The organism is Mucilaginibacter daejeonensis (genome assembly GCF_020783335.1).
GTDB classification, from domain to species: Bacteria; Bacteroidota; Bacteroidia; order Sphingobacteriales; family Sphingobacteriaceae; genus Mucilaginibacter; species Mucilaginibacter daejeonensis.
In genome coordinates, this window is record NZ_CP086068.1 from 3,509,852 (window position 1) to 3,536,560 (window position 26,709).

Sequence of the window (26,709 nt, forward strand, 5' to 3'; positions counted from 1 at the left end):
AAAATTAAAAGGTGGCTCAAGCGAGCCACCTTTATGATAGCGCGCAAAAAATATTTGAAGCGCTTATTAAATACGGTTAACAGTGATCGGCCTACTTCCGCAGCAGCTTTACGTTATATACAGCACTTACCGCGCTATTGTCATGTGCCTGGAACTTTACCCTTATGCGTTTCTTGCCTCGGGTCAGGCTATCAGGTATATCATACTCTACGTTCATGAACTTACCGGCGTTGCCCTTGTCGGGACCGTTCAGCGTCATCAATTTCTGATCATCTATATAGATGTCAAAAGCCTTGTCGCGCTGCTCCCCTCCCCTGTAACGTACCATCAGTTTCAGTCCCTTCTCATCATTAGTGGCCAGGTCATAGCTGAAGTAGCCGCCATTGCGGGCATCGCGCCAAAACTCATCGTAATTGTTGCCGGTGTTCGAGTTCTTGGTCTGCATGCTATGGTCAACCTCCGGTTGCTGTTCGCCGGGTGCCACCTGGTCAATGGTTCGCTTGTCCAGCGCCATCTTATCGCGCTCTACAGCGGCCATCGAGTCTACGTATGATCGGTACTGCCCGTGGGTAAGCGTCATCCAGTACATCATGTAGCGGGCATCATGTATCTTGAAGAACGGTTCCAGCTTTACCGGCTCACCATTGCCTAAGTTGTCACCAGCCATGGTGAAGTTCAGTGGTTTGCCTGCTACCGGTTTTAGCTGAGTAGCTATGCGGGCTTCGTCATCCTCTACAAATATCGGTGCCTTGTCTAACGGAAGCTTGCGGCCACTGGCAATGTGCCCCCAACGACTATCACCTGCTACTAAACCTTTAAGGTCCTCGGTGCCGGTGTTGGAGGCCAGCACGATAGGGCCATGCAGCACAGCCACATAATTTGGCACATACGGCAATTGCTCCACACTGTTATGCATAGGAAGGCTGATCTGCACCACATCGCCTTTTTTCCAGGCACGATCGATCGCCACATATGATGATGGTTGAGCGGTGTACTTCACCGGTTTGCCGTTGACGCTGATCTTGAGCGCGCCGGCATTCACCCATCCCGGATAGCGTATCATCATTTTAAAGTGGGCTTTGCCCGAAGTGATGCTGAGTTTGCTGTTCTCCTGGTAAGGGAACGCGGTCTCCTGCCTGATCACCACCCCTTTTTGGCGCCAGTTCAGTACCGATGGCATAAAAAGGTTTACATACAGCGTATTTTGGTAATGTGTGTAGATGAATTGGGCATACTTGCTCTGGTTCTCCATACCACTACCCACGCAGCACCACATCCCCTCATTTGGCGACGAGTACACACGATAATGACGGGGCCTTGCCGGGGTAAAGTACACAAAGCCACCGTGCTGCGGGTGCTGGCTGGAAAGGATATGATTATACAAAGTACGCTCATAATAATCGGCGTATTTGGCCATCGGCTGTACTCTGAACAGGTCTTCGGTCAGCTTGAGCATGTTATAGGAATTACAGGTCTCCGGGCCTTCCACATCGTTCACCAGGTCGGTAGCGGCGGTCTTGCTCGGGAAGAACTCCCTCCGACTATTACCGCCAAAGGCCAGTGTACGGTCGGCAGTCACGGTCTCCCAAAAAAATTGGCCTGCTCTGGCGTACGTATCATCATGATCAAGTTCGGCTATACGCTGAAAACCAACCGCCTTTGGCACCTGTGTGTTAGCGTGCTTATTATCCAGGTCGTCGCGCCCCTGGGCCATGGGATCCAGCAATGCACGGTGCGAGAAACGCTTGGCCGCCTTTAAATACTTATCATCATGAGTCATCTGATAAGCATCGGCATAGATCTCGTTCATGCCGCCATGTTCGGTGGCCAGCATGGCCTGCATCTGCTCATCAGTAAGCGCAGATGTTATGTCGATGCCCCAATCGCAAAATTTTAGAAAGATGTCCTTGGCGGTAGCATCGCCATTGTATACCCAAACGTCGCGTAGGCCGGCGTACATCTTGTGCACGTTATACCACGGCACCCAGGCCGAGCGGTAAGCGCCAAAGTCGCCGTTCTTAAAGGTGCTCCAAACCTTATCGCTATTAGGCACAGCACCCACATAACCTACGCCCCACTCGGGGTTATTAGCCGTATTGGCATCCTGGCAAGCTTTCAGTTCCTTGATAAAATATCGCATCCGCTCGCCACATCGAGCATCACCTGTTGAGGCGTAGCTGATAGCCAGGGCCGACAGGTAATGCCCGCCTACATGCCCGTCAAGGCCATCCCAGTTAGGATAGATCTTCGCTTTTACCGGTAGGTGGGCAATAACCCGGTAGCCGGCCAGCAGACGGTCGGCATCATACTTAAGCAGCGTGCGTACGTTAAGGTCGCGGGCGTGCTTAAAGTCGCCATCGAGCAAGGTCACATCCTTTAACGGGAACTCATTGGAATATAGCCTTTCCTGTGCACATGCTACGCTCACGGTAACAGCTAACAATGCTGTAGATAGATATTTGATCATGATCATCTTTTTCGCTCTTATTTAACGAGCTTCACGCCCGTGGTCGTCTGTACGATCTCTTTTATGGTACCATCAGGGTTGTAGAACATTTCGTCCACACAGATCGACCGGCGGTAGCTACCACCGGTGGGCAATGCTCCATTATGGTAAAAAAAGTAACTTTTGCCTTTAAAGTCCAATATACCAGGGTGGGTGGTAAAACTATTAGGTACATTTTTTTGGATAATGCCCTGGTAGGTCCATGGTCCTGTGGGGCTGGTGGCCGTGCAGTACTCGATCATTTCGGGCTTAGTACCGGCGCTGGCATACACTAAATAATAAAGTCCTTTACGCTTGTACACCCAGGGGCCTTCGATGTAGTTCTTGGGTTTGAAAACCGATATAGGCCCGTCCAGTTCGGTCATGTTCTTCTTCAACTTCACCCACTTACAGCTGCCGTTACCCCAAAAGAGGTAAGCCTGACCGTCATCGTCAATAAATACCGTTGGGTCAATGTCATCCCACCCGTGTTTCATATCGGTGGTCATCTCATTTACGATCAGAGCCTTACCAATAGCATCCTTGAACGGACCGGTAGGACCATCAGACACCGCAACACCGATGGCCGCCCCTCCTTTGCTGTTAGCATCATTCTTGTGAAAGGTAGATACGAACCAATAGAACTTCCCATCACGCTCGATGCACTGCGCGGCATAAGCGTCGCCTGTGGCCCATGAAAAGGTATGGGGCGATAGCAACGCGCCGTGATCTTTCCAGTGTACCATATCTTTGGAGGAGAACACGTGCCAGTCGGGCATTTTGTAATTGGTGGCCGTTACTGATGCCGTATCATGGCCGGTGTACAGGTAAACGGTACCCTTATGCACGATAGGTGCCGGATCGGCGGTAAAGATGCTGGTGATGATCGGGTTTTGGGCTTTAGCACCCAATACCGCAAGGCAGGCCAATGCAATGGTCAGTGATGTCTTCTTCATTTATAATTGGTTATGGGTAGGTCATACCGCTTTGCCTCCACTTAGGTGGATCAGGCCGTTCGTAACTAAAGCCTCTCCTGATAGGGTCAACAAAGCATGTTCATCCACAAATCTATCTGAACACTTGCCGCTTGTATGCTTCATTTGTTTAAACCTGCAAAAGGAATGTTGGCATGCCCATCCTTCATCTGCCGATCAGGTGTACTAAAGTAATAATAATTGTCTATTTAACATTTATTAATTAAAATACTTAAAACGCTGACGATCAAGGTTGAGTATACGGACTACGATCTTTGAACAATAGGTTGAACATATCATCTGCTCGATCTGAACAAAAATGCCATGCTGGGTGATCGCACTCTGCTATATTTGATATATGGGCGTGGCTCGCCCGTAACGGGACTGACCGCTACTAACCAAAAATACCTAATAAACATCTACATGAACGGAACATTGACCAGGGCCTTGTTGGCCGGTGCCTGTTGTTTAATGCTGGGGCTAAACCCCACCCAGGCGCAGGTAACAGAACCAGTAAAACCGACGAGCCGAATAGTTGAAGATGGTGGGACCGGGCCTTACAGAGCCATTATGCTACAGGAAGCATCGCTGCCTACGCACACCGTGCTGCGACCACAAGACCTCAAACCCTTCGGCAGGGGCAAAAAGCTGCCTATCATTGCCTGGGGTAACGGCGCCTGCGCCAACTCGCCATGGGAGCATATCAATTTCCTGTCGGAAGTGGCCTCTTATGGTTTCCTGGTGGTGGCCATAGGGCCCATGCCGCAAGAAGGCGAGAAAGGCGGCGGGCGCTCCACCTCTTCACAAATGAAGGATGCCATTGATTGGGCCATTGCGCAAAGCAAGGACCATAAGAGCATGCTATATGGCAAGATCGACACCAGCAAGATAGCAGTGAGCGGTATGTCGTGCGGTGGATTGCAAACGTTGGAGAATGCTCCCGACCCAAGGGTGACCACTGCCGTGATCTGCAACAGCGGCATATTAGGTAACCCCGGAGCCGGAATACCCGGTATGCCACCGGTCTCCAAGGACCAACTAAAAAAACTGCACACCCCTACCCTTTATATTTTAGGCGGAGAGAAGGACATAGCCTACAAGAACGGCATGGATGACTTTGAACGGATAGACGATGTGCCAGTATTTGTGGCCAATATGGATGTGGGCCATGGTGGCACCTATCGCCAGCCGCATGGCGGTGAATTTGCCAAGGTAGCCACGGCCTGGTTTGAGTGGCAGCTCAAAGGCGACCGCAAAGCAGGCGAAATGTTCACCGGAAACCCGCCGGGTTTAGCAAAAGACCCGCACTGGACCGTTCAAAAGAAACGATTGTAAAAAGGCAATTACCCACTGCCTCCAATAAATAACACGAACCAATACCCTCTAAACCATGAATTATAGACCACTATTTGCTTTGCTGGCCCTGCTGGCCGTCCAGGGGATCAGTAAAGCACAAACCACACCATCTACTGTGGCCGATGATTTTAAACAATCATCGCTCAATCAGCCCGGGCAGGAATACCCGCAGGTTAATTCGCAGGGCTATGCCCGCTTTAAGATCAAAGCTCCCATGGCCGATAGTGTTAAGGTAAGCTTGGGTTTGGGTGGCCGCGGCGGCACCCGGCTTACCAAGGGTGCCGATGGCTATTTCACCGGCACTACCGAAGGCCCTATGGACGAAGGCTTCCACTATTACCACCTCACCGTAGATGGCGGTACCTTCAACGACCCCGGTACGCTCAACTTTTACGGTTCCACCCGTTGGGAAAGCGGCATCGAGATACCTGCCCACGACAGCGACATCTACGCGTTGAAAGACGTACCACACGGGCATGTTCAGCAAATACTCTTCCCATCCAAAAGCACCAATACCTCGCGCAGGGCTTATGTATACACGCCGCCTGGTTATGAAAAGGAAAGATCAAAGAAGTACCCTGTGCTTTACCTGCAACACGGCTGGGGTGAGGACGAGACCGCATGGAGCAACCAGGGCCACGCCAACCTGATCATGGATAACCTGATCAGCGAGGGCAAAAGCAAGCCGTTCATTATTGTAATGACCTACGGCATGACCAACGAGGTAAGGCCTGGTCCCGGCGCACTGCGCAACTTCAAGATAGATGCATTTCAAACTGTACTAACCGATGAACTGGTCCCATACATTGACGCCAATTTCAGGACCATGGCCGACCGTGTACACCGCGCAATGGGCGGCCTATCGATGGGTGGAATGGAAACGCATACCATCACTTTGGCTAAGCCGGAGTTGTTCGGCTCGTATGCCTTATTAAGCGGCGGCTTGTATAATGCTAAGGAGCTGGAAGGAAAGGCCAAACCGAACCTGATCTTCATGAGCGCCGGCAGCCGTGAGCGGCCCGATGGCGTACGCAACGCTGCTACCGAACTTAAGGGTACGGGCTACAACGCCGTTGCGTATGTGTCAGAGAATACCGGCCACGAATTCCAAACTTGGCGCCGTAGTTTGCACGAATTAGCCCCAATGCTGTTCACTAAGTAGCGTAAGCATCATACTAAACAAAGAAAGGCCCGTGATCAAACGGGCCTTTCTTTGTTTTTAAGGAAGAACTACTACAGTTCGATACCTTCCATACGCTCGACGGTCTCGCGCAGGTATTTCAGGAATGGTTTAGCGAATTCTTTACGGCGTAAGGCAAAGTCAACGGTGGTCTTTAAAAAGTCCAGCTTGTTGCCAATGTCGTAACGCTTGCCCTCGATGGTGTGCGCATAAAGACTCTCGGTCTTCAACAGGTTCAGCATGGCGTCGGTCAATTGTATCTCATTACCTTTTCCGCGAGGGGTCTTCTCTAATGAGCGGTAGATCTCGGGCGTAAGGATGTAACGACCGGCGATAGCCAGGTTAGATGGCGCTTTGTCAACGGCAGGCTTCTCGATCAGCTGATCAAGCAGCATCAGGGTGTCTGATTTCTTTTCGCCACCAACTATACCATAGCGAGAAACCTTGTCATGAGGCACGGTCTCCACCGCGATCACGGTGCTTTGGTACTGCTCGTAAATATCGATCAGTTGTTGGGTTACTGGTATCACCGAATCGATGATGGTATCGCCCAGCAACACGGCAAATGGCTCGTTACCTGTGTGGTGACGAGCGTAATAGATCGCATCGCCCAAACCATTGATCTCTTTTTGACGGATAAAGTGGATGTTGGCCATGTCGGCCAGGTGACGGATCTCTTCATACATCGCGTCCTCTTTTTCCTGCAAACGTGTTTCCAACTCGTGGTTACGGTCAAAGTGATCCTCGATGGCACGTTTGCCTTTGCCTGAAATGATCAATATATCTTCGATACCTGAGTCAACAGCTTCCTGAACTACATATTGTATAGTAGGTGTATCAATGATCGGGAGCATCTCTTTAGGTGATGCTTTGGTGGCCGGCAGGAACCGGGTGCCTAAACCTGCAGCAGGGATAACGGCTTTTTTTACCATGTTTTATACTAAGTAAGGTTTTATAACTCTTGAATTTGTTTTTTTTAACGCGATCACCAAACGCTTCAGCATCTCGTCGTCTTTGTAAGTACCGATGATCGATCCGCCCGAACCGGTGAACGCGGCCGATGCACCGCATGAACGGGCCGTGTTGATCAGTTCCATATTGCTATCGCTAATGGTCATGATCTGGGTACGATAGTCAAAATTTTGGTTGATGAGCTGGCCAAGTCTTTCGTGGTCGCCGGCTAAAATGGCTTCCTTGCCTTCATCTGCCAATGAGGCGATCTTGCCTAAAGTACTAATGGTGTGCTCGTCGCCCTTGTCATATTTGGCGCGTATCTCGTTCAATACCTTGCCTGATACTTTACCAAGGTCGGTCTTGTAAGCGATGTATAATTTGGGCAGTAATGATGGGTCGATAGGTATATACAGGCCATGACCTGAATTGGCCATCTGTTCTTTATTAAAGTCCATATGCACGCAGCCTTCATAGCACTGGATCACGCGATCCTGCAGCCCTGCGTTGATACCCATCTCCTGGGTCTCGGCTTGCAAGGCCAGCGTAGGCAGATCCACCAGTGGTATCTCTACCTTATAAAATTGCATCAGCGCCCGCAGGGTAGCGATCACGATAGCGCTCGATCCTGCCAAACCCACCTGACGCGGGATGGTAGAACTGTAACGCAACGTAAAATTCTTCGAAAGGCGGATACCGTTCTTGTCACAATAGTCGCAGAATTTTTTGATGGTGGCTTTGATCAGGGGGATACCGCCATTGTAGCCGATCAGGCTCACGGTCTCTTTCAGCTGATAAATGTTCCTGAAGTAATTACTATCGGCCTGTTGTGGCTCGATGCATAGTTCGGGCGACTCATACATGAGGATCTGCGCCCCAAAATTTTTAACGATGAGGCTTACCGTTTTGCCGTTGTAACCGTCGGACGGGTTGCCTAAAAAGCCGGCCCTTGCATAGGCCCTTGAATCAATCATGGTAGGATGTTGGTGATTAGATCATGAAATAGTGCTACCACCGGCCATGCGTATGATCATACAACAGCCAGCGGTAACGGAAACAAGGTATGAACTATTGCGCATACGGCAAAAAATAATGTGACAGTAAAGGACAGTTCGTTAACTAAAGGATGTATGTACCTACAGATGCATGATCACTGGTCAGGCGAACAGCCGTTGATACACCAGATCGCCCAGCGTTCGCCAATCGGACACGGGGCGTTGCCAGCCCAGTACCTGTGCGATCAGTGTGAATATATCAGGAGCGGCGAACCCATTTTCGCGCAGGTATTTCACCGAGGTATCACCCATTGATTTGGACAGCTTGTTACCATCGCCACCCATAATGAGCGGATGATGTAAGAAATGAATGTCGTTGAAACCTTTCACGCCGAGCTGATCGGCCAAATAGGCCTGCGCCAGCGTCGATGCCCATAGGTCCTCTCCTCTAACTACCAGATCCACACCAAAATGCAGGTCGTCGATCACGCTGGCTAACTGGTAGGCCGGATGGCGGTCCTTTTTGCGCACCACAAAGCTCTGCATTTCATCGGGCAATTGATGTGTATGTACCTTGCCTAGATGGTCTCTGATCTTCAACTCCTTTTGTTGATCGATGATCAGCCGCCAACAACTATCATCAGCATCCAAACGTATACCGGCGTTGCGGCAGGTACCGGGGTACAAAGGAGCCGACCGTTGCAACTGCGACCGGCTGCACGTGCAAGCGAACACCGCTCCTGAACCAGCCAGCTGATCAAGCGCCGCCTCATATAAAGGCATGCGGTGCACCTGGGACCACGACGCCTTAAAGTCGGCAACGTTACGAGGCCCTTGATCATATGGTAGGTCCAGCAGCACGATGGTATCAAAGATGTCCTGCAGGTATTCGTCACGCACCCGTTCACGGTCGAGGTCGTCTATTCTCAACAGTATCCCTGCTCCTCGTTTTTGAGCGATGGTGGCCGTAAGTACAAAGGATAGTACATTACCGATGTGCAGGTAACCGCTTGGCGTAGGCGCATAACGGGTAAGCCCCGATGAAGGAGATGGTTCGAAAAACATTAGCGCAATTTAAATATCAGGTTAACAACTCGTCACTTTTTTGATACATATGGCAACAGCGTAACAGGTAATTTACAACTCATAAAGTTTGTAAAAGAATAAAATTAGGCTCAGATCAGCTTATATTTTCATATCTCTTGATTTTAGCAAGTCATTGACAACCATTAGTTTAACTTTTAAAAACCTTAAATTTTCTTAAATTTTACTTAAAGATAGAATGCGGATGCGTTCCGGCTATTTACTTTGTATCATCAAAGTTCCCAAATAAGCTTTGGTACCCCTAACCAATTATACTTTAATAAGAAACCAAGAATTGATCCGCCACGAATTGGACAGATAACCTGTACCGGCATGGACGCTATTTGCTCTTGATCTGGCTAAAGTATCAAATGTGTAGCATGAGAAGAATTATACTATTTGCAAGCCTTATTGTGTTAGCCCTGAATACCCGGGCCGCACAGATCGTACGCGTTGAACCGGCCAACTGGTGGGTGGGCATGAAGAACACCCAGCTACAGGTGATGGTGTACGGACCCAACATTGGCAAAACGCAATTGAGTTTTACTTACCCCGGCGTAACCTTGAAAGAGGTTGCCCGTACCGATAATGCCAATTACTTATTCGTTTATTTGAACATTGCAGCTTCGGCCAAACCGGGACTGGTGAAGCTGCAATTCAATGACGGTAAACAAAAGCTTACTTATAACTATCCGCTTAAGGCCCGTACCAAAGGAGGCGCGGCTGGCTTTAATGATACGGATGTATTGTACCTGATCACGCCCGACCGTTTTGCTAACGGCGACGCTACCAATGACAACTGGGACGGTGTGAACGTTGACCGCAATGACCCTAATGCCCGTCACGGCGGGGACCTTGCCGGGATCGAACAGCACCTTGACCACATTAAAGACCTTGGCGTTACTGCTGTTTGGCTGAATCCAGTACAAGAGAACAAGATGCCGGGCGGTTCTTACCACGGTTACGCGATCACTAACTTTTACAATATCGACCCTCGCTTTGGTACCAATGAGCAATTTGTGCGCTTAACGCAGCAAATGCACAATAAAGGCCTTAAAGTGGTGATGGATATGATCTTTAACCACTGCGGCAGCTCACACCCATGGATGACCGACCTGCCGGCTAAGGACTGGATCAATAACAATAGCGGCAAGTATGTACAGACCAATCATGCCAAATACACCATTATGGACCCGCACGCGGCTAAGGCCGACCGTGATGTACTGGTAGATGGCTGGTTCGTGCCATCGATGCCTGATCTGAACCAACGCAACCGTCATTTGGCCACTTATTTGATCCAGAACAGCATCTGGTGGATCGAGTATAGTAAAATAGATGGTATCCGTCAGGATACTTACCCTTACCCAGACTATGCCTTTATGCAACGCTGGTGCCGTGAGGTAGAGGCCGAATACCCTCAATTCAATATCGTGGGCGAATCATGGTACGGCCGCTCGTCGGCATCGGCCTGGTGGCAAAAGAAGGACGCGCTGAACAAGAACGACGCCGGTTTAAAGACGGTGATGGACTTTCCGCTCACCTTTATCAGCGGCAACGCTTTTGATTATGATCAGAACGGCGGCGGCGAAGGTTCGGCCATGTTCCGCATTTATGAAGAGATCGCCCAGGATTTCATGTTCGCTGATGTGAACAATGTCCTGACCTTTTTAGATAACCATGACCTTGATCGCTTTGTACGTGCGAACGACCCTGACCTGCGTCGCTACAAACAAGCTTTAGCCTTTTTACTCACTACCCGTGGCATCCCGCAGCTTTACTATGGCACTGAGATCCTGATGGATGGCAAAAAGGAAAAAAGCGACGGCTACGTACGTACCGACTATCCCGGAGGCTGGAAAGGCGACAAAAAAGACCTGTTCACCGCAGCAGGCCGTTCGGCCAAGCAAAATGAGGCTTATAGCTACCTGCAAAAGTTGTTGCAATGGCGGAAGGCCAACCCGGCCATCGCCCACGCCAAGCTAATGCATTACCTGCCTGATAACAGCGGTGTATATGTGTATGCACGTACCGCTCCAGGCAAGACCGTGGTGGTATTCCTGAATGGCACCATGAACGATCAAACGATCGATACCGGACGCTTTAAAGAAGCGATCAGGAACGCTACTCAAGGCCGTGATGTGATCACCGGCCAGCAGGTATCTCTAACCAAGCAATTGACCATTCCTGCAAAGGGCCAGTACATTTTAGAGCTAACCCAATAAACCAGTTTATATATGAGATAAAACTTACTTCGACCAAGAAAACTCAAAAGGACCTGACCAACCTTTTCACTCCCCCGTTCACAAACCATTTTTAAACAGCTTTTACAAGTATTTCAAATTGTATGAGAAACAATTATTTTAAAAAGTATGCGCTTGTTTGCTTTTTGCTGGCCCTGTCGTGCGCAGCATTTGCCCAAACAGGCAGCATAACCGGTAAAGTGCTTGACAACAACCGTCAGCCATTACCTGGTGTTACCGTTGGCATCGCTAACACTAACATTGGCGCCCCTACCGATGTTGATGGTAATTTCCGTTTGAACAACGTGCCTGTAGGTGCACAAACGGTTACTGCACGTTACTTTGGCTTCACCAGCGCGCAGCAAGCCGTTACCGTAAAGGCTGGCGCTACCGCCACCGTTACTTTTGACCTGCAACCTGAGAACCGCGCTTTAAATGAGGTTGTGGTGATCGGTTACGGTACTCAAACTCGTAAGGATGTTACCGGTGCCGTTACTACCGTTACCAGTAAGGATTTCCAGAAAGGTGTGATCACTACGCCTGAGCAACTGATCGCCGGTAAAGCACCAGGTGTATCGGTTACCTCTAACGGTGGTGCCCCAGGTTCGGGTAGCACGATCCGTATCCGTGGTGGCGCGTCATTGAACGCTTCTAACAACCCATTGATCGTGATCGATGGTGTGCCTTTGAGCGATCAAAGCATCTCTGGCGCAGCTAACCCATTAAGCCTGATCAACCCTAACGATATCGAGTCGTTCAACGTGTTGAAAGACGCTTCGGCTGCTGCGATCTACGGTTCACGTGCTTCTAATGGCGTTATCCTGATCACTACAAAAAAAGGTCAGCGTGGTACACCACAGATCAACTTCAGCACCCAGTTCTCACTTTCAAAGATCACCAAAAAAGTGGATGTGTTAACTCCTGATGAGTTCCGCAACTTTATCAACACCTACGGTAATGCTTCACAAAAAGCACAATTAGGTACTGCCAACACTGATTGGCAAAACGAGATCTACCAAACCGCCAAAACCACTGATAACAACCTGAGCATATCAGGCTCGGCCGGCAAGAACCTGCCATACCGCGTATCAGCCGGTTACCTGGATCAGGAAGGTATCTTAAGAACAGGTAAATTGCAACGTACCAGTGTGGCCATCAACTTGTCGCCCTCGTTGCTGAAAGATCACCTGAAACTGACCCTCAACGTTAAAGGTGCTCAAAGCAAGAACCGTTTCGCTAACGAAGATGCGATCACTAACGCGGTATTGTTCAACCCTACCGTGCCGGTATTATCAGGCAACAATAATTACGGTGGTTACTACCAGTTCTTGGACCCAAGTGCAGCTACCGGTTTGAAACAACAAGTACCACGTAACCCTGTAGGGTTATTGGAGCAACGTGAAGATAAAAGTACTGTATACCGCAGCATCGGTAACTTGCAGATCGATTACAAGTTCCACTTCCTGCCTGACCTGCACTTGAACATCAATGCCGGTTACGATATATCTAAAGGTACCGGTACCGTTTACATCCCGGGCAACGCTGGCGCAAGTTTCGGTCGTTTCACTGATGCTAACGGCGTACTGCAAAGCGGCCAGAACACCCAATACAAGCAAACTCAAAGCAACAAGACCCTTGAGGCTTTCCTAAGTTATTCTAAAGACATCCGCTCGATCGAAAGCCGCGTGGAGGCCGTTGCCGGTTATGCTTACTATGACTACAAGACAACCAACTACAATTATGCCGACTACTCTGTTAACGGCGTGTTGAACCCTGGTACCACTCCAAACTTTGCGTTCGATATCCCGCAGAACAGGTTGCTGTCATACTACGGTCGTTTGAATTACACATTCAAGAACCGTTACTTATTGACCGCCACTGTACGTTCTGACGGTTCTTCAAGATTCGGCCCTAACAACCGTTTCGCTACCTTCCCTTCAGGTGCATTGGCCTGGAAGATCAAGGAAGAGGATTTCCTGAAAGGTGTTAGTACATTGTCAGATCTGAAACTGCGTGTAGGTTACGGTATCACCGGCCAGCAAGAAGGCATCGGTAACTATGACTACATCTCTTACTACGCCCTGAGCACCAACACTGCGCAATACCAGTTCGGTAACACTTTCTACAACATGTACCGTCCGGGTGGTTACTACCCTAACCGTAAATGGGAACAAACCGCTACCACCAACGTAGCAGTTGACTATGGTTTCCTGAACGGCCGCATCACCGGTAGCTTGGAGTACTATCACAAAAAGACCAAGGACCTGTTGAACAAGATCGTGCAGCCTGCCGGTACCAACTTTACCAATGAGATCGTTGCTAACGTAGGTAACATGGAGAACGACGGTATCGAGTTCGCGATCAACGCCATCCCGGTACAAAGCAAGGACCTGACCTGGAACATCGGTTTCAACGTTACTTACAACAAGAACAAGATCACCAACCTGACCATCTCTCAAGATCCAACCTACGCAGGTTCGCCTACAGGCGGTATCGCTGGCGGTACTGGTAACAACATCCAGATCCAGTCAGTTGGTTTCCCACGCAACGCGTTCTATGTATTGCAACAAGTATATGATGGCAATGGTAAACCTGTTGATGGCGCCTTTGTTGATCAAAACAAAGATGGTGTGATCAACGAGCTTGACCTGTACCACTACAAACAACCGGATCCACGCGTTTACATGGGCTTAAGCAGCAGTGTTAACTACAAGAACTGGAGCGCTGCCTTCACCGCACGTGCTAATCTGGGTAACTACGTTTACAACAACGTTAACTCAAATACTGCTACTCAGCGTAACATCCTGAACCCGATCGGTGTGATCAACAACGGTTCGGCAGATATATTACGCAGCGGCATCACTGGTACGGTATTGACCGACAGATTCTTCCTGTCTGACTACTATGTAGAGAATGCTTCATTCTTGCGTATGGACAACATCAACGTTGGTTACACCTTCGGTCAGTTGTTCAACTCAAAAGCAACTTTACGTGTGAGTGGTAACGTACAAAATGCGTTCACCATCACTAAGTACAAAGGCATCGATCCTGAGATCAACGGCGGTATCGATAACAAATTTTACCCACGCCCACGTACCTACGTGCTTGGCCTGAACCTTAACTTTTAATTTGATAGATCATAAATATCAATAAAGATGAGAAAGACTCCGATCAAAATATACGTATTGGCAGCATTACTGAGCATGAGCGCAGTGTCTTGTAAAAAAGACCTGAACCTGCTGCCGACCAATGATATCACCGCAACAACAGTATACAGCACCCCTGCCGGTTACAAACAGGCTTTAGCCAAAGTTTACGGTAGCTACGCGCTTACCGGTAACAAAGGCCCTGCTGGTGATGATGGCACTAAAGACATACAAGGTATCGACGAAGGTACCTCAGACTTTTACCGCTTATACTGGCAAGCACAGGAATTACCGACCGACGAAGCCGTTATTGGCTGGGGCGATGCCGGTTTGCCTGACTTCCACAACATGAGCTGGTCGTCTAACAACGGCTTCCTGAAAGGTCTTTACTACCGTTCGTTCTACCAGATCACCCTGGCTAACGACTTCATTCGCCAATCGACCGATGGCATGATCTCGTCAAGAGGGATATCAGGTAACGATGCTACTGCCATTCGCGCTTACCGTGCTGAGGCCCGTTTCCTAAGAGCTTATCAGTACTCAGTTTTAATGGACCTTTTCGGTAACGTACCATTCGTGACCGAGAATGACGACCTGGGTGCGAGCCTGCCAAAACAGATCGCCCGCAAGGACCTGTTCAGCTATGTAGAAAGCGAATTGAAAGCTATCGATGGCGACCTGGTGGCCGCTCGTCAAAATGAGTATGGCCGTGCCGACAAGGCCGCTGCCTATGCCCTATTAGCTCGTATCTACCTGAACGCAAACGTATATACTGGCACTCCACGTTACAATGACGCCGCTACTTACGCTAAACGCGTGATCGATGCTGGTTATTCACTGATCGGTAACTACCGCAACCTAATGACCGCCGACAACAACCTAAATACCAGTGAGTTCATCCTGACCATCAATTATGATGGTGTGCGTACTCAAGGTTACGGTGGCACTACTTTCCTGCTGCATGCCTCTATCGGTGGCAGCGAGTCGGCCGCTTCACGTGGTGCCGATGGTGGCTGGGCTGGTCTGCGAACCACCAAGAACCTGGTTAACCTGTTCCCTGACAACACTGGTGCTGCCGATAAACGCGCGCAGTTCTACACCAACGGTCAGAGCCTCGAGATCAACAACGTTAGCAACTTTACCGATGGTTATGCGATAACCAAATACCGCAACCTGAAGGCTAATGGCGGTGCCCCATCTAACCTGACCTTTGCTGATATAGACGTACCATTGTTCCGTTTGAGCGAGATGTACCTGATCTATGCTGAGTCGGTATTGCGCAACCCTTCTGCAGGCGACCTGGTTACTGCGTTAGGTTATGTGAACCTTATCCGTGCCCGTGCCTACGGTAATGCTACCGGTGCCGTGACCACCATCAACCTTGATTTCATCCTGGATGAGCGTGCCCGCGAACTGTACTGGGAAGCACAACGCCGTACCGACCTGATCCGTTACGACCGTTTCGTTACCGGCGCTTACCTGTGGCCTTTCAAAGCCGGCGTGATCGGTGGTCGTGCATCTGATGCCAACCACAACCTGTATCCGCTGCCGGTGGCCGATGTGACCAGCAACACCAACCTGAAACAGAACCCAGGCTATTAATTTGAATATCGGTGCAGGGATGCCTGAATGATCAGCATCCCTGCATTTTACAGAAATATCAGTTTTTGAACCGAAACATGAAAAGATATACCACTTTTATGCTTGCTTTGGCCGGTTTGGCAATGCTGGCATTTGCATCATGCAAAAAGGACGAGAACCGCGTTACTGCCACCACCGGTAGCACCACCGCGCTTTCGGCCACCAACACAACGTTCACGGTAAGCAGTGCCACTTCGTCGAACGCGGCCACTACCCTATCGTGGAACACGGCTAACTTTGGCTATTCGGCTTCTACCAGCTACTCGCTGGAGTTCGACCGTAAGGGCAATAACTTTGCTGCTCCTGCTGCCGTTTCGGTATCAGGTGGCTCAAGCAAAGCTTATACCCAGGGCGAGATCAACGAGATGGCCGTTAAAGCCGGTTTCGCGCCTGACAAGGCCTCACAACTGGAGGTACGTTTAAAGGCGTCTATCAGCCCGTCATACGCACCATCATACTCTAACGTGGTAACGCTGAACTTTACACCTTACCGCGCATTTGTGAGCTACCCTACCTTATGGGTACCGGGTGCTTACCAAGGCTGGAGCCCTGCTACCGCTTCAACACTGGCTTCAGTAAAAAGCGATGGCAACTACGAAGGCTTTATAGCCTTTACCCCAGGCAACCTGGAGTTCAAAGTTAACGTGGCCCCTAACTGGGATCAAACCAACTACGGTATCAAAGGTGGTGCTTTAGCTACTGATGGAGGCAACATCACTGTACCAAGCGATGGTTATTACATGCTGCGCGCCAACCCGGATACCAAGACCTTCTCGGCCACCAAGACCAGCACTTGGAGCCTGAACGGTACCGCCACCGGCAACGCCGACCAGAACCTGACCTACGATGCTACCAGCAAGACCTGGAAAGGCACTTTCACCTTAGCTGTAGGTACTTTCAAGTTCCGTGCTAACGGTGCCAACACCATCGTACTGGGTGATCGCACACCGGTGACCACCTTCCTTACTGCTGATGGCGCTGCCATTAGCGTACCTACCGCCGGATCTTACCAGGTCGTTTTGAACCTGAGCGTGAGCGGCAACTACTACTACGAGCTCAACAAGCAATAATACCTGATAAGCCGGCCCTTGTGGCCGGCTTATTCAATTGATAACGAAGAGAGATATGATGAAGATCAGAACAAAGCTTTTGAGCGTTGTAGGCCTGAGCCTTGCCTTAACGGCAGGTGCTATGGCGCAAAGCAACGCGGTAAAAAGCATTGGCAACGTTACCGATGTGCAGGTACAGGGCCAGCAGCTGAGCCTGATGGCCGGTGTGGCCCATGTGCAGGTATCGGTATACAGCCCATCGGTGATCCGTGTACGCATGGATAAGCAGCCGCTGGGTAAGGACATGTCGTTCGCTGTGATCGCGCAGCCTGCAAAGGTGAAGGCCAACATCACGCAAACGGATAATGACATCACCATCACCACCGATTCATTGCGGATGGTGATCGGTAAAAAGCCTTTTCACACCACCTTTTACACGCTTGATAACAAAGTGATCAGTGAGGATGAGGGCGGCCTGAACACCTCATGGGTGAACGAGAACGTGACCACCTACAAGCACATGCAGCAAGGCGAGCACTTTTTAGGCCTTGGCGAGAAGACCGGCAACCTTGACCGAAAGGGCAATGGCTACACCAACTGGAACTCCGATACCTACGGATACCGCGTTGATCAGGACCCTATTTACTCTGACATACCGTTCTACATAGGCGTACACCACGACCTTAACTACGGTATCTTCATGGATAACACCTATCAAAGCGATTTCAACTTTGGCGCCAGCAATAACCGTTTTTCCTCTTTTGGAGCGCGCGGGGGCGAGATGAACTACTATTTCATCTACCACAAGCGCCTGGCCGATATCATTGCCTCATACACCACCCTGACCGGGCGCATGAAAATGCCACCGCTATGGAGCCTGGGCTACCAGCAGAACCGTTACAGCTACTACCCCGATACCGAGGTGATGCGCATCGCCCAGACCCTGCGCGAAAAGAAGATCCCGGCCGATGGTATCACCCTCGACATCCATTACATGGACAAGTACAAGGTGTTCACCTGGGATAAGCAACGTTTCCCCGACCCGGTAAAAATGAACGCCAAGTTGAAGGACATGGGCTTTAAGCTGACCGTGATCGTTGACCCTGGCGTAAAGACCGAAAAGGGTTACGGCGTTTTTGAACGTGGTTTGAAGAACGACATCTTTATCAAGTACTCCGACAGCACCAACTACACCGGCGAAGTATGGCCCGGCTGGTGCTACTTCCCTGATTTTACCGGCAACAAAGCCCGCCTGTGGTGGCAAACCGAGATCAAGAAGTACGCCGACGACGGCATCAGCGGTATATGGAACGATATGAACGAGATATCGACCTGGGGCCAAAAGATGCCCGACAACGTGATCTTCAATTACGAAGGTCAAATGGCTTCACACCTGCAGGCACGTAACGTGTACGGCCTCAATATGGCCCGTGCCAGCTATGAGGGCTTCCGCAAGGCGTTGAACAAACGTCCGTTCATTTTGACCCGCTCGGGCTATGCCGGCCTGCAACGCTACACCGCGATCTGGACCGGTGACAACCGTGCCGAGGATGATCACATGCTGATGGGGGTGCGCCTGCTTACCAGTTTGGGTATGAGCGGTGTGGCCTTTTCGGCAATGGATATCGGTGGCTTTACCGGTAACCCTACTGTGCCGTTGTACACCCGCTGGATGCAGATCGGTGCCTTTACCCCCTACTTCCGTAACCACACGGGCGTGAACACCAAATCGGCCGAGCCATGGGCATTTGGCGAAGAAGCGTTAGAGATCGTGCGTAACTACATTGACCTGCGTTACCGGTTAATGCCTTACCTGTACTCATCTTTCTACGAAGCCACCCAGACCGGTATGCCGGTGATGCGCTCGCTGGCCATTGACCATACGGCCGATGAAAAGGTTTATACCGCCAAGTTCCAGAACCAGTACCTTTTCGGTAACTCGTTCATGGTGGCACCTTTTGCCAGCACCGATACTTATGGTACCGTTTACCTGCCCGAAGGCCGCTGGTATGACCTGTACACCGATGAGGCTTTTGCAGGCAAGCAGGAAAAGATATTCCCGTTGACCATCAGCAAACTCCCTGTATTCGTGAAAGAGAGCAGCATTATCCCGATGCAATCGCTGGTACAATCTACCGCCGAGAAGCCTACCGACACCCTTACCCTGCACGTGTACAAAGGTGATCGCAATAACAGCTTTATATATTATGAAGATGATGGCGAAAGCTACAACTACGAGAACGGTGCCTATTACAAACGCACCATGACCTACAATGCTACCAAAAAGCAGATCACCTTGGGCCAGGCAGATGGCAGCGTGACCTCAAAATTCAAGCATATCAAATTAATGCTACATGGTTTTGATGGCATGAGCATCAAAGTGAACGGCAAGGCGGTTAGGTCGGCACAGGAGTTCTCGTCGGTATTAACGCCGATCTCCAAATTTGACCCGACAGGCACCGCTAACAGCGCCGAAGGAAAGAACGTACAGACCCTGCTGATCGATAATAGCAGCAAAGCCATCACGCTGAACTACTAACTTAACTAAACTAAGTATAATTACCCCAAGCCCCGCGTTTCTCAATTTAGCGGGGCTTTTTTGTGCCCTGCATGTAACAAACCTTGCGCACCATCGTTCCAAGTTACAGTTCAACTTCAATCATCATTACCGATGCGACGCCTCTTACACTTCCCCTGCTTTTTCATGCTCATCATCGCCTTTTCGTCGGGCGGGTGTAAGCACCACACCCATGATGACCATTTGGCTTTTTATGTAGATAGTGCCTGCAAGGCCGGTGGCGGCAAGCTCAACATATCTGCATTTAAAAAAGTAAAGTGGGATACCCTGTATGTGATCAGGCCTTACACCCCTATCGGTAAGTTGCCCGCGCAACTTTTGCCTTACCAGGAGCAGATCGCCAGCACAGGGATAGACCAGGTGGACCGCTTTTACGTATTGCTGCTCACCGATAAAGGCAAGCTGACCGAAATGGCCCGCATACCGGCCGGACTGGTAGATTGGGCCAGGCTTGACCAGCATACCGGAGGTAACAACGTCGGCATCTTTCAGCGCGACCGAACCAACTTCAACACCACTTACGACGCGGCCCAACACCGCTTTGTGCTGACCCGCCCTTAAGCAGATCAAAGTACCGTTAAAATATCGTTCGCCCCGGCAGGCGCTCTGTTCTTATTAAAGTTTTTAACTTGTACTTTTGCTCCGTTAAAAACCTGGTATGAGAATTTTTTGGTGTGTTGTTTTCTGTTTGATAGGCATTGGCCGTGCGTTAGCCGACACCCCGGAGCTCATAGGCCAGCTCAAGACCGAGATCGACCGCAAGCACGAGTATGACCAGGCCAAGCAGAAGCGTATAGACGGCTTAAAACGCCGTTTGAAGACCACCCCTGTGGGCAGAACGGATGCCCGTTTTGACCTGTGCACCCAGATCTACAACGAGTACAAGACCTACCAGTATGATTCTGCCTCGGTGTATATTGAAAAAATGGAGGCCATGGGCGATCGTTATAACGACCGCGCCAAGCAGTATTACAGCAAGGTGCAAATGGCCTTTATCCTGCTATCGTCGGGCATGTTCACCGAAACCTTCGACAAGTTGCGGGGTGTAGACCCGCGGTACCTGGACGATAGCGCCCGTTTTGACCACTACTCCATCCTCACCAGGGCTTATTACGACCTGGCCCAGTATGATAATGATAAGACGTACTCGCCGCGCTACAACGCACTGGCCAACCGGTATATCGATTCGGCCATTGCCCTTACCTCGCCCGGCTCGTATGATAACACCTACCTGACCGGGTATAAACTGATGAAGAACCGGCAGTACGCTCGTGCCGAGGAGATATTTAAGCGCCAGTTGCAGGAGAATAAGCTCACCCGCCACCAGTACGCCATTGTGGCCTCTACCCTGAGCGATCTTTATATCAGCACCGACCGCAACCAGCAAAGCATCGACCTGCTGATCCAGGCCGCCATTGCCGATATACAGACCTCCACCAAGGAGACCGTAGCTCTGTTCTGGCTCTCGCAGCAACTGTACAAGAACGGCGACTCGCGCAATGCCTACCTGTTCATCCAGCAGGCCATGGCCGATGCCGAGTTTTACGGTGCCCGCCAGCGCCAGTTTCAGATCAGTTCGCTGTTGCCTATCGTGGCCGCACAGGAGTTGGATGCCTCCGAAAAAGCACGGATGCGTTTCCTGCTTTACACCGTGGCCACCACGCTGATCGCGGCACTGGTAGTGGTGTTCTCGTTCCTGTTGTACAAGCAGTTGAAAAAGGTGCAGGCCAAAGAGAAGGAGATCGAGGAGAAGAACGAGGAATTGGAGATCATTAACGGCAAACTGCAGGAAGATGCCCGCATTAAGGAGGACTACATCGGCTACTTCTTCAACGCCATATCGGGCTACATTCTCAAGCTGGAAAAGCTGAAGCACTCGATCGATACCAAGCTATCTATCAAAAAGTACGACGATATCCAGATCACGATCAATAAGATCAATATTAAAAAAGAGCGTGAGGACCTGTTCTACACCTTCGACCATGTGTTCCTGAAGATATTCCCCAACTTTATCACCTCGTTCAATGCCCTCTTTGCCGAAAAGGACCAGATATGGCCTAAAGAGCACGAGGTACTGACCACCGACCTGCGCATATTTGCCCTGATGCGTTTAGGTATAACCGATACCACCGCCATAGCCAACATACTTGAGTACTCCGAAAAGACCATCTACGTGTACAAGATGCGCATGAAAGCTAAAGCCCTCATCCACGGTGACGAATTTGACGCCAAGATCATGGCCATCAAAGCAGTGGATAGCGCGAAAGAGCGACCACAATAGAAAGCCGTCATTCGAGGAACGAAGCGATCTCTGCATGTTCAAGATTTCCGGATCGAACACAATTTAAGGCGGTCATTCTTGCTTGTTGATAGACAATTTATTTTTGACCAGATCAAATTTTGCGATTTTATATAAATTAGGTCTTTCAAAATAAACCTGTCACACATGAATAAAAGATCGTACCTCCTTATATTATTATTATTGGCCGTTGCTTTTACACAATGCAAAAATAAGGTCAAAGAAAGAGATGACGCTTTGAAGCTCTCTCTATCTAAATATTTCAAAACAGAACTTGATACAACATCCAAAATAGACAGCATCATACTTCTCAAGGTTGACACCTTGAACACTAAGAATAATTATGGCTTTGAATCTGATGCATGGTTGAACTATGCCCTCAGGAGATCAAGTTTAGATTCCTTGAACGCTACTTTCGTCATTTCAAAGTTCAAAATAGCTAACGCATATGATGAAATTTCATCCAGCTTAGCATCAACTGAAAGAACTGAAGCGATCGCGATGAAAGAAAAGTATCGGAGCCAAGCTGATGAGACCTTGAGCATTATCAAGAAAGCCACTGTATTAGATTCTCTTCGTACCAACAGTAAAGACAGCTTGAATAACCTCGGGTACATCGCGAACTTTAAAGTCATTTATCGGGATCATTCAAATGTTCAAGGTAAGGTCGAGGGTTATCTACGATTTGCACCCAACTATTCGATATTAATAACAAAAACTCCAGAGATCGACTTTGACAGCTATGTTGTAAAATAGCTTCATGATTTGACCATGAGGGTAGCATGACCGAACATCGGTCGAACCATCGTTCTGTAGTAGCATGACAAGCTGTTTCACATCGAAAAAAGTATTACATCCCTGTAACAAAATTCCCCAACTTTCCCCACTTTTTGACGTTGCGAAAATCGTAAAAACCCAACTTTTTCCAGAAAAAGCAACATTTTTCGAAAATGTAACACCAGATGTAACACTTTTTGAGTGAAATGTAACACTTACCACAGGCTAAAAGGCATGGACCGATGGCGGTCATCGTGCCTTTTTGCGCTATTTTTATTAATTTCGTAATGGTGATTTCTGGCCTGTTGTGGCAGGCCGGCCCCCTATTGATCGAACCATTTTTAAAAGGCGTGCCGGCGGCATGGCGCGAACGTATGCAGTTAACTAAGTTAGAGGTAAAAGGCTTTAAAAGCTTTGGCGATAAGATCACCATCAACTTTGATGAGGGTGTTACGGCCATTGTGGGCCCTAACGGCTGCGGCAAATCTAACGTGGTGGACTCAATACGCTGGGTCCTGGGCGAGCAAAGCACGCGGGCCCTGCGGTCCGAAAAGATGGAGAATATCATTTTTAACGGTACCAAAAGCCGCAAACCAGCCAACCTGGCCGAGGTTTCGCTCACGTTCGACAATACCAAGAACGTGCTGCCGACCGAATTTTCGCAGGTGACGCTTACCCGCAAATTATACCGTACCGGTGAGAGCGAGTACCGCCTCAATGATGTGCAATGCCGCCTGAAGGACATCACTGACCTGTTCCTGGACACCGGTATAGGCTCCGACTCCTACTCCATTATCGAACTGAAGATGATCGACGAGATCATCACCAATAAGGAAGGCTCGCGCCGTAACCTGTTCGAGGAGGCATCGGGCATATCCAAATACAAGCTTCGTAAAAAGCAGACCTTCAACAAATTAAAGGACACCGAGGCCGACCTGGAACGCGTACAGGATCTGCTTTTTGAGATCGAGAAGAACTTAAAGACGCTGGAGAACCAGGCCAAAAAGACGGAGCGTTATTACCGGCTAAAGGACCAGTACAAGTCGTTAAGTATCATGCTCGCCTCATTCCGTATCGTATCGTTCAGTGAGTCGCTGGTACGTATAGAGGAGCAGGAACAGAAGCACCGTGAGGAACGCTCGGGCATTACCACCAGGATCGATACGCTGGAAGCTACCCTGCAACAGCAAAAGCTGGACAACCTGACCCGCGAAAAGAACCTCTCGTTACAACAAAAGACCACTAACGAGTTCATATCCAAGATACGGGCTTACGAAAGCGAGAAAAAGATCAAGAACGAGCAGCTCAAATTCCAGCGCGATAAAGAGAGCCGCCTCACCGAGGAATTGGAACGTGACAAGAACCAGCTGAACCACGTACTATACAACATTAAACGCCTCAACGAAGAGAAGCTGCAGGAAGAAGAGAACCTACAGACCATAACCAGCAAAGTGGCCGACCTTAAACAGGCCGTCGATGACCTGCGCCAGGACCAGGCCGCCCTCCGCGGCGAGTTGAACGAGCTGACCAGCATCAACAACCGTTTGCAGAACCAGATCTACCAGACCGAGAAGGACCTCGACATCTTGCGTATACAACAGCAGGCCCTGGAGCAGGAAAGCCAGCGCAATATGGAAGATACGGCCAGCCGCGAGGTGGAGCTATCGCACTTTAATCAACTGGTGGCCGAACTGGAAAGCCGCACCGGTACCGCTGAAAGCGAGATGCAGGCGGCGGTAGAGTTCGAGGCACAACTGCAACAACAGATCCGCGATACGGATGACGAGATCAACCTGACCAAGGACCAGCTATCCAAGCAAAGCCGCCAGCTGGATGCCAAGCAGAACGAGTACAACCTCACCAAAAGCATGGTGGATAACCTGGAAGGCTTCCCCGAAAGTATCCGCTTCCTAAAAAAACAAGCCGATTGGGCTAAGAACGTACCGCTGTTCAGCGATATCCTTTTTTGCCAGGAAGATTACCGCATCACCATCGAGAACTATCTCGAACCATTGATGAACTACTTTGTGGTGGAGGACCGTGAGAGCGCCATCAAAGCCATTGGGCTGTTGCGCAATGCCTCTCGCGGCCGCGCCCAGTTCTTCATTTTGAATGAGTTCAAAGATCTGGCCAATGGACCAGTGCATGTCCAACAAGGTTGGGTACCTGCCTTGCAGGTGATCGAGGTAGATGCGCGTTACCGCCCCCTGTGCGACCACTTGTTAAGGAACGTTTACCTGATCGATGACACGGCCGAGACCGCACTTAATGCGTCACCAGTGCCTGATGATGTGGTGTTGTTGGGAACAAGCGGCAAGTTCAGCAAAACACGGCTGATCATGGCCGGCGGATCAGTGGGTTTATTTGAAGGTAAACGGATAGGCCGCGCCAAGAACCTCGAGAACTTAGCCAAGGAGATACGCCAGAGCGAACAGCAGATCGGACAACTCAAGGCCAGCCAGGAGACCTTGCAAAGCAAACTCGCGGCCCTGAAAGCATCAGGAAAGGCGCCCGACATTTTACAAAAACAGCAGGAACTGAACCGCCTGCATACCGAACTGGTAACCGTGACCACCCGCCGCGAGCAGTACCAAACCTTTATTACCAATAGCCGCAACCGTAAGGACGACATTGCCCGCAAGATCGCCACCATACAGGAGGACGAGCAAAAACTCATCCCTCAATTGGCAGAGCTGCGGACGCAAAAAGAGATACAGTCGGACCAGTTGCTGGACAAGCAGCAGGCATTTAATGAGTTGAACGAGTATACTACCGTTCAAAGCAATGCCTACAACCAGGAGAATATCCGCTTTCACCAACAGCAGAACAAGGTATCGGGCCTGGTGAAAGACCTCGAATACCGCGAAAGCCAGCAGGATAATTTGGAAGGCCGCATCAGGACCAATTCGGCAGAGATGGAAAAGGTGCAGGCAGCCTTGCTGGAGACCCTACAGCACAGCGACCTGTCAGACGATGAACTGTTAGACATGTACACCCAGCGCGAGGCTTTGGAAAAGGCCACCAAGACCGCCGAAGAGGAATATTACAAGGGTCGTGGCGCCATCAACGAGACCGAGAACGATATAGCCCTGCTGCGTCGTCAAAAGGACCAGGCCGATGTGATCGAAAACGACTTGAAGGACAAGCGCAACAACTTAAAACTCGAATTGAACGCCTTAAAAGAGCGCCTGGCCGTGGAGTTCAGCATTGATATCAATGACCTAATGGAGACCGAAGTGCCGGCTGATGAAAGCGAGCAGGACCTGCGCGAACGTACCGACAAACTCAAAAAGCAACTGGATGATTTTGGCGCCATCAACCCAATGGCTCTCGAGGCTTTCCAGGAAATGAACGAACGCTACGAGTTCATCCAAAACCAAAAGAAAGACCTCATGGAGGCCAAGGCCTCGCTCCTATCTACCATTCAGGAAATAGATGATACGGCCAAGGAGAAATTCATGGGAGCCTTTACGTTGGTGAGGGAAAATTTCATCAAAGTGTTCCGCTCGCTGTTCAACGAAGAGGACTCGTGTGACCTCATCCTGACCGAGCCGGATAGCCCGCTGGAGTCGGACATTGACATCATTGCTAAGCCCAAAGGTAAGCGCCCACTGTCCATCAACCAGCTATCAGGCGGCGAAAAGACCTTGACCGCTACCGCGATCCTATTCTCGCTGTACCTGCTCAAACCAGCCCCCTTCTGTATATTTGATGAGGTGGACGCACCTCTTGATGATACCAACATCGATAAGTTCAATAATATCATTCGCAAGTTCTCGTCAAGCTCGCAATTCATCATCGTATCGCACAACAAACGCACCATCGCCAGTACCGATGTGGTTTATGGAGTCACCATGGTCGAGCAAGGTATATCGCGCGTGGTACCAGTAGATCTTCGCCAACTGGCCGATCAGCCTGCCGCATAAAAAAGGCCATCCTGTATCAGGACGGCCTC

The 26,709-nt window shown here is 49.9% G+C and carries 16 protein-coding genes; 11 read left to right on the forward strand and 5 right to left on the reverse strand.

Annotated elements, in window-relative coordinates; all coding sequences use genetic code 11:
• Nucleotides 1–91: 91 nt before the first annotated feature.
• Together LLH06_RS14920 and LLH06_RS14925 are read right to left on the reverse strand one after the other, a co-directional pair.
• Entirely contained in the window at nucleotides 92–2,467 is a 2,376-nt protein-coding gene (locus LLH06_RS14920) for a glycoside hydrolase family 127 protein (RefSeq protein ID WP_228170094.1), read from the reverse strand.
• A 17-nt stretch (nucleotides 2,468–2,484) separates the two neighbouring features.
• Nucleotides 2,485–3,441, reverse strand: coding sequence for a glycoside hydrolase family 43 protein (locus LLH06_RS14925; protein WP_228170095.1), 957 nt, complete (start codon nucleotides 3,439–3,441; stop codon nucleotides 2,485–2,487).
• A gap of 441 nt (nucleotides 3,442–3,882) precedes the next feature.
• Between LLH06_RS14925 and LLH06_RS14930 the strand changes: the two genes are divergently transcribed.
• Both LLH06_RS14930 and LLH06_RS14935 read left to right on the forward strand, forming a co-directional pair.
• Nucleotides 3,883–4,794, forward strand: coding sequence for an alpha/beta hydrolase family protein (locus LLH06_RS14930; RefSeq protein ID WP_228170096.1), 912 nt, complete (start codon nucleotides 3,883–3,885; stop codon nucleotides 4,792–4,794).
• Between the two features lie 55 nt (nucleotides 4,795–4,849).
• Nucleotides 4,850–5,977 carry an alpha/beta hydrolase-fold protein gene (locus tag LLH06_RS14935; RefSeq protein WP_228170097.1) on the forward strand — a complete coding sequence of 376 codons (1,128 nt, stop codon included), beginning with the start codon at nucleotides 4,850–4,852 and terminating at the stop codon, nucleotides 5,975–5,977.
• Nucleotides 5,978–6,048: 71 nt separating this feature from the next.
• Here the strand turns inward: LLH06_RS14935 and galU are convergent, their stop codons facing one another.
• The 3 genes from galU to LLH06_RS14950 form a co-directional block, all read right to left on the reverse strand.
• Nucleotides 6,049–6,927: a UTP--glucose-1-phosphate uridylyltransferase GalU gene (gene galU, locus LLH06_RS14940; RefSeq protein ID WP_228170098.1), complete on the reverse strand. Its 879-nt coding sequence runs from the start codon at nucleotides 6,925–6,927 to the stop codon at nucleotides 6,049–6,051.
• Between the two features lie 3 nt (nucleotides 6,928–6,930).
• On the reverse strand, nucleotides 6,931–7,920 hold the full coding sequence (locus tag LLH06_RS14945; protein ID WP_228170099.1) for a mevalonate kinase family protein: 990 nt from the start codon (nucleotides 7,918–7,920) through the stop codon (nucleotides 6,931–6,933).
• A 183-nt stretch (nucleotides 7,921–8,103) separates the two neighbouring features.
• Nucleotides 8,104–9,006, reverse strand: a complete 903-nt coding sequence (locus LLH06_RS14950; protein WP_228170100.1) for a glutamate--tRNA ligase family protein — start codon at nucleotides 9,004–9,006, stop codon at nucleotides 8,104–8,106.
• Between the two features lie 398 nt (nucleotides 9,007–9,404).
• Here LLH06_RS14950 and LLH06_RS14955 point away from each other — a divergent pair, with 398 nt between their 5' ends.
• From LLH06_RS14955 to smc, 9 genes are all read left to right on the forward strand, one after another.
• Complete coding sequence (locus tag LLH06_RS14955) at nucleotides 9,405–11,246, forward strand: glycoside hydrolase family 13 protein (protein WP_228170101.1); 1,842 nt, start codon at nucleotides 9,405–9,407, stop codon at nucleotides 11,244–11,246.
• A 122-nt stretch (nucleotides 11,247–11,368) separates the two neighbouring features.
• A complete protein-coding gene (locus tag LLH06_RS14960; protein ID WP_228170102.1) occupies nucleotides 11,369–14,392 on the forward strand; it encodes a SusC/RagA family TonB-linked outer membrane protein in 3,024 nt (1,007 codons plus the stop codon).
• A gap of 27 nt (nucleotides 14,393–14,419) precedes the next feature.
• Nucleotides 14,420–16,012 (forward strand): RagB/SusD family nutrient uptake outer membrane protein, encoded by a 1,593-nt coding sequence (locus tag LLH06_RS14965; protein WP_228170103.1) that lies wholly within the window; start codon nucleotides 14,420–14,422, stop codon nucleotides 16,010–16,012.
• Between the two features lie 77 nt (nucleotides 16,013–16,089).
• Complete coding sequence (locus LLH06_RS14970; RefSeq protein WP_228170104.1) at nucleotides 16,090–17,121, forward strand: SusE domain-containing protein; 1,032 nt, start codon at nucleotides 16,090–16,092, stop codon at nucleotides 17,119–17,121.
• 55 nt (nucleotides 17,122–17,176) lie between these two features.
• A complete protein-coding gene (locus LLH06_RS14975; protein WP_228170105.1) occupies nucleotides 17,177–19,639 on the forward strand; it encodes a glycoside hydrolase family 31 protein in 2,463 nt (820 codons plus the stop codon).
• A gap of 132 nt (nucleotides 19,640–19,771) precedes the next feature.
• A complete protein-coding gene (locus tag LLH06_RS14980; protein ID WP_228170106.1) occupies nucleotides 19,772–20,239 on the forward strand; it encodes a hypothetical protein in 468 nt (155 codons plus the stop codon).
• A 97-nt stretch (nucleotides 20,240–20,336) separates the two neighbouring features.
• On the forward strand, nucleotides 20,337–21,959 hold the full coding sequence (locus LLH06_RS14985) for a DUF6377 domain-containing protein (protein WP_228170107.1): 1,623 nt from the start codon (nucleotides 20,337–20,339) through the stop codon (nucleotides 21,957–21,959).
• A 165-nt stretch (nucleotides 21,960–22,124) separates the two neighbouring features.
• On the forward strand, nucleotides 22,125–22,733 hold the full coding sequence (locus LLH06_RS14990; protein WP_228170108.1) for a hypothetical protein: 609 nt from the start codon (nucleotides 22,125–22,127) through the stop codon (nucleotides 22,731–22,733).
• Between the two features lie 395 nt (nucleotides 22,734–23,128).
• Nucleotides 23,129–26,680, forward strand: a complete 3,552-nt coding sequence (gene smc, locus LLH06_RS14995) for a chromosome segregation protein SMC (protein ID WP_228173299.1) — start codon at nucleotides 23,129–23,131, stop codon at nucleotides 26,678–26,680.
• The last annotated feature ends 29 nt before the right edge of the window (nucleotides 26,681–26,709 follow it).

Excerpts from the sequence above, each read along its gene's own strand:
- LLH06_RS14920 (WP_228170094.1), bottom strand. The coding sequence starts at position 2,467 with ATGATCAAATATCTATCTACAGCATTGTTAGCTGTTACCGTGAGCGTA.
- LLH06_RS14925 (WP_228170095.1), bottom strand. The coding sequence starts at position 3,441 with ATGAAGAAGACATCACTGACCATTGCATTGGCCTGCCTTGCGGTATTG.
- LLH06_RS14930 (WP_228170096.1), top strand. The coding sequence starts at position 3,883 with ATGAACGGAACATTGACCAGGGCCTTGTTGGCCGGTGCCTGTTGTTTA.
- LLH06_RS14935 (WP_228170097.1), top strand. The coding sequence starts at position 4,850 with ATGAATTATAGACCACTATTTGCTTTGCTGGCCCTGCTGGCCGTCCAG.
- galU (WP_228170098.1), bottom strand. The coding sequence starts at position 6,927 with ATGGTAAAAAAAGCCGTTATCCCTGCTGCAGGTTTAGGCACCCGGTTC.
- LLH06_RS14945 (WP_228170099.1), bottom strand. The coding sequence starts at position 7,920 with ATGATTGATTCAAGGGCCTATGCAAGGGCCGGCTTTTTAGGCAACCCG.
- LLH06_RS14950 (WP_228170100.1), bottom strand. The coding sequence starts at position 9,006 with ATGTTTTTCGAACCATCTCCTTCATCGGGGCTTACCCGTTATGCGCCT.
- LLH06_RS14955 (WP_228170101.1), top strand. The coding sequence starts at position 9,405 with ATGAGAAGAATTATACTATTTGCAAGCCTTATTGTGTTAGCCCTGAAT.
- LLH06_RS14960 (WP_228170102.1), top strand. The coding sequence starts at position 11,369 with ATGAGAAACAATTATTTTAAAAAGTATGCGCTTGTTTGCTTTTTGCTG.
- LLH06_RS14965 (WP_228170103.1), top strand. The coding sequence starts at position 14,420 with ATGAGAAAGACTCCGATCAAAATATACGTATTGGCAGCATTACTGAGC.
- LLH06_RS14970 (WP_228170104.1), top strand. The coding sequence starts at position 16,090 with ATGAAAAGATATACCACTTTTATGCTTGCTTTGGCCGGTTTGGCAATG.
- LLH06_RS14975 (WP_228170105.1), top strand. The coding sequence starts at position 17,177 with ATGATGAAGATCAGAACAAAGCTTTTGAGCGTTGTAGGCCTGAGCCTT.
- LLH06_RS14980 (WP_228170106.1), top strand. The coding sequence starts at position 19,772 with ATGCGACGCCTCTTACACTTCCCCTGCTTTTTCATGCTCATCATCGCC.
- LLH06_RS14985 (WP_228170107.1), top strand. The coding sequence starts at position 20,337 with ATGAGAATTTTTTGGTGTGTTGTTTTCTGTTTGATAGGCATTGGCCGT.
- LLH06_RS14990 (WP_228170108.1), top strand. The coding sequence starts at position 22,125 with ATGAATAAAAGATCGTACCTCCTTATATTATTATTATTGGCCGTTGCT.
- smc (WP_228173299.1), top strand. The coding sequence starts at position 23,129 with ATGCAGTTAACTAAGTTAGAGGTAAAAGGCTTTAAAAGCTTTGGCGAT.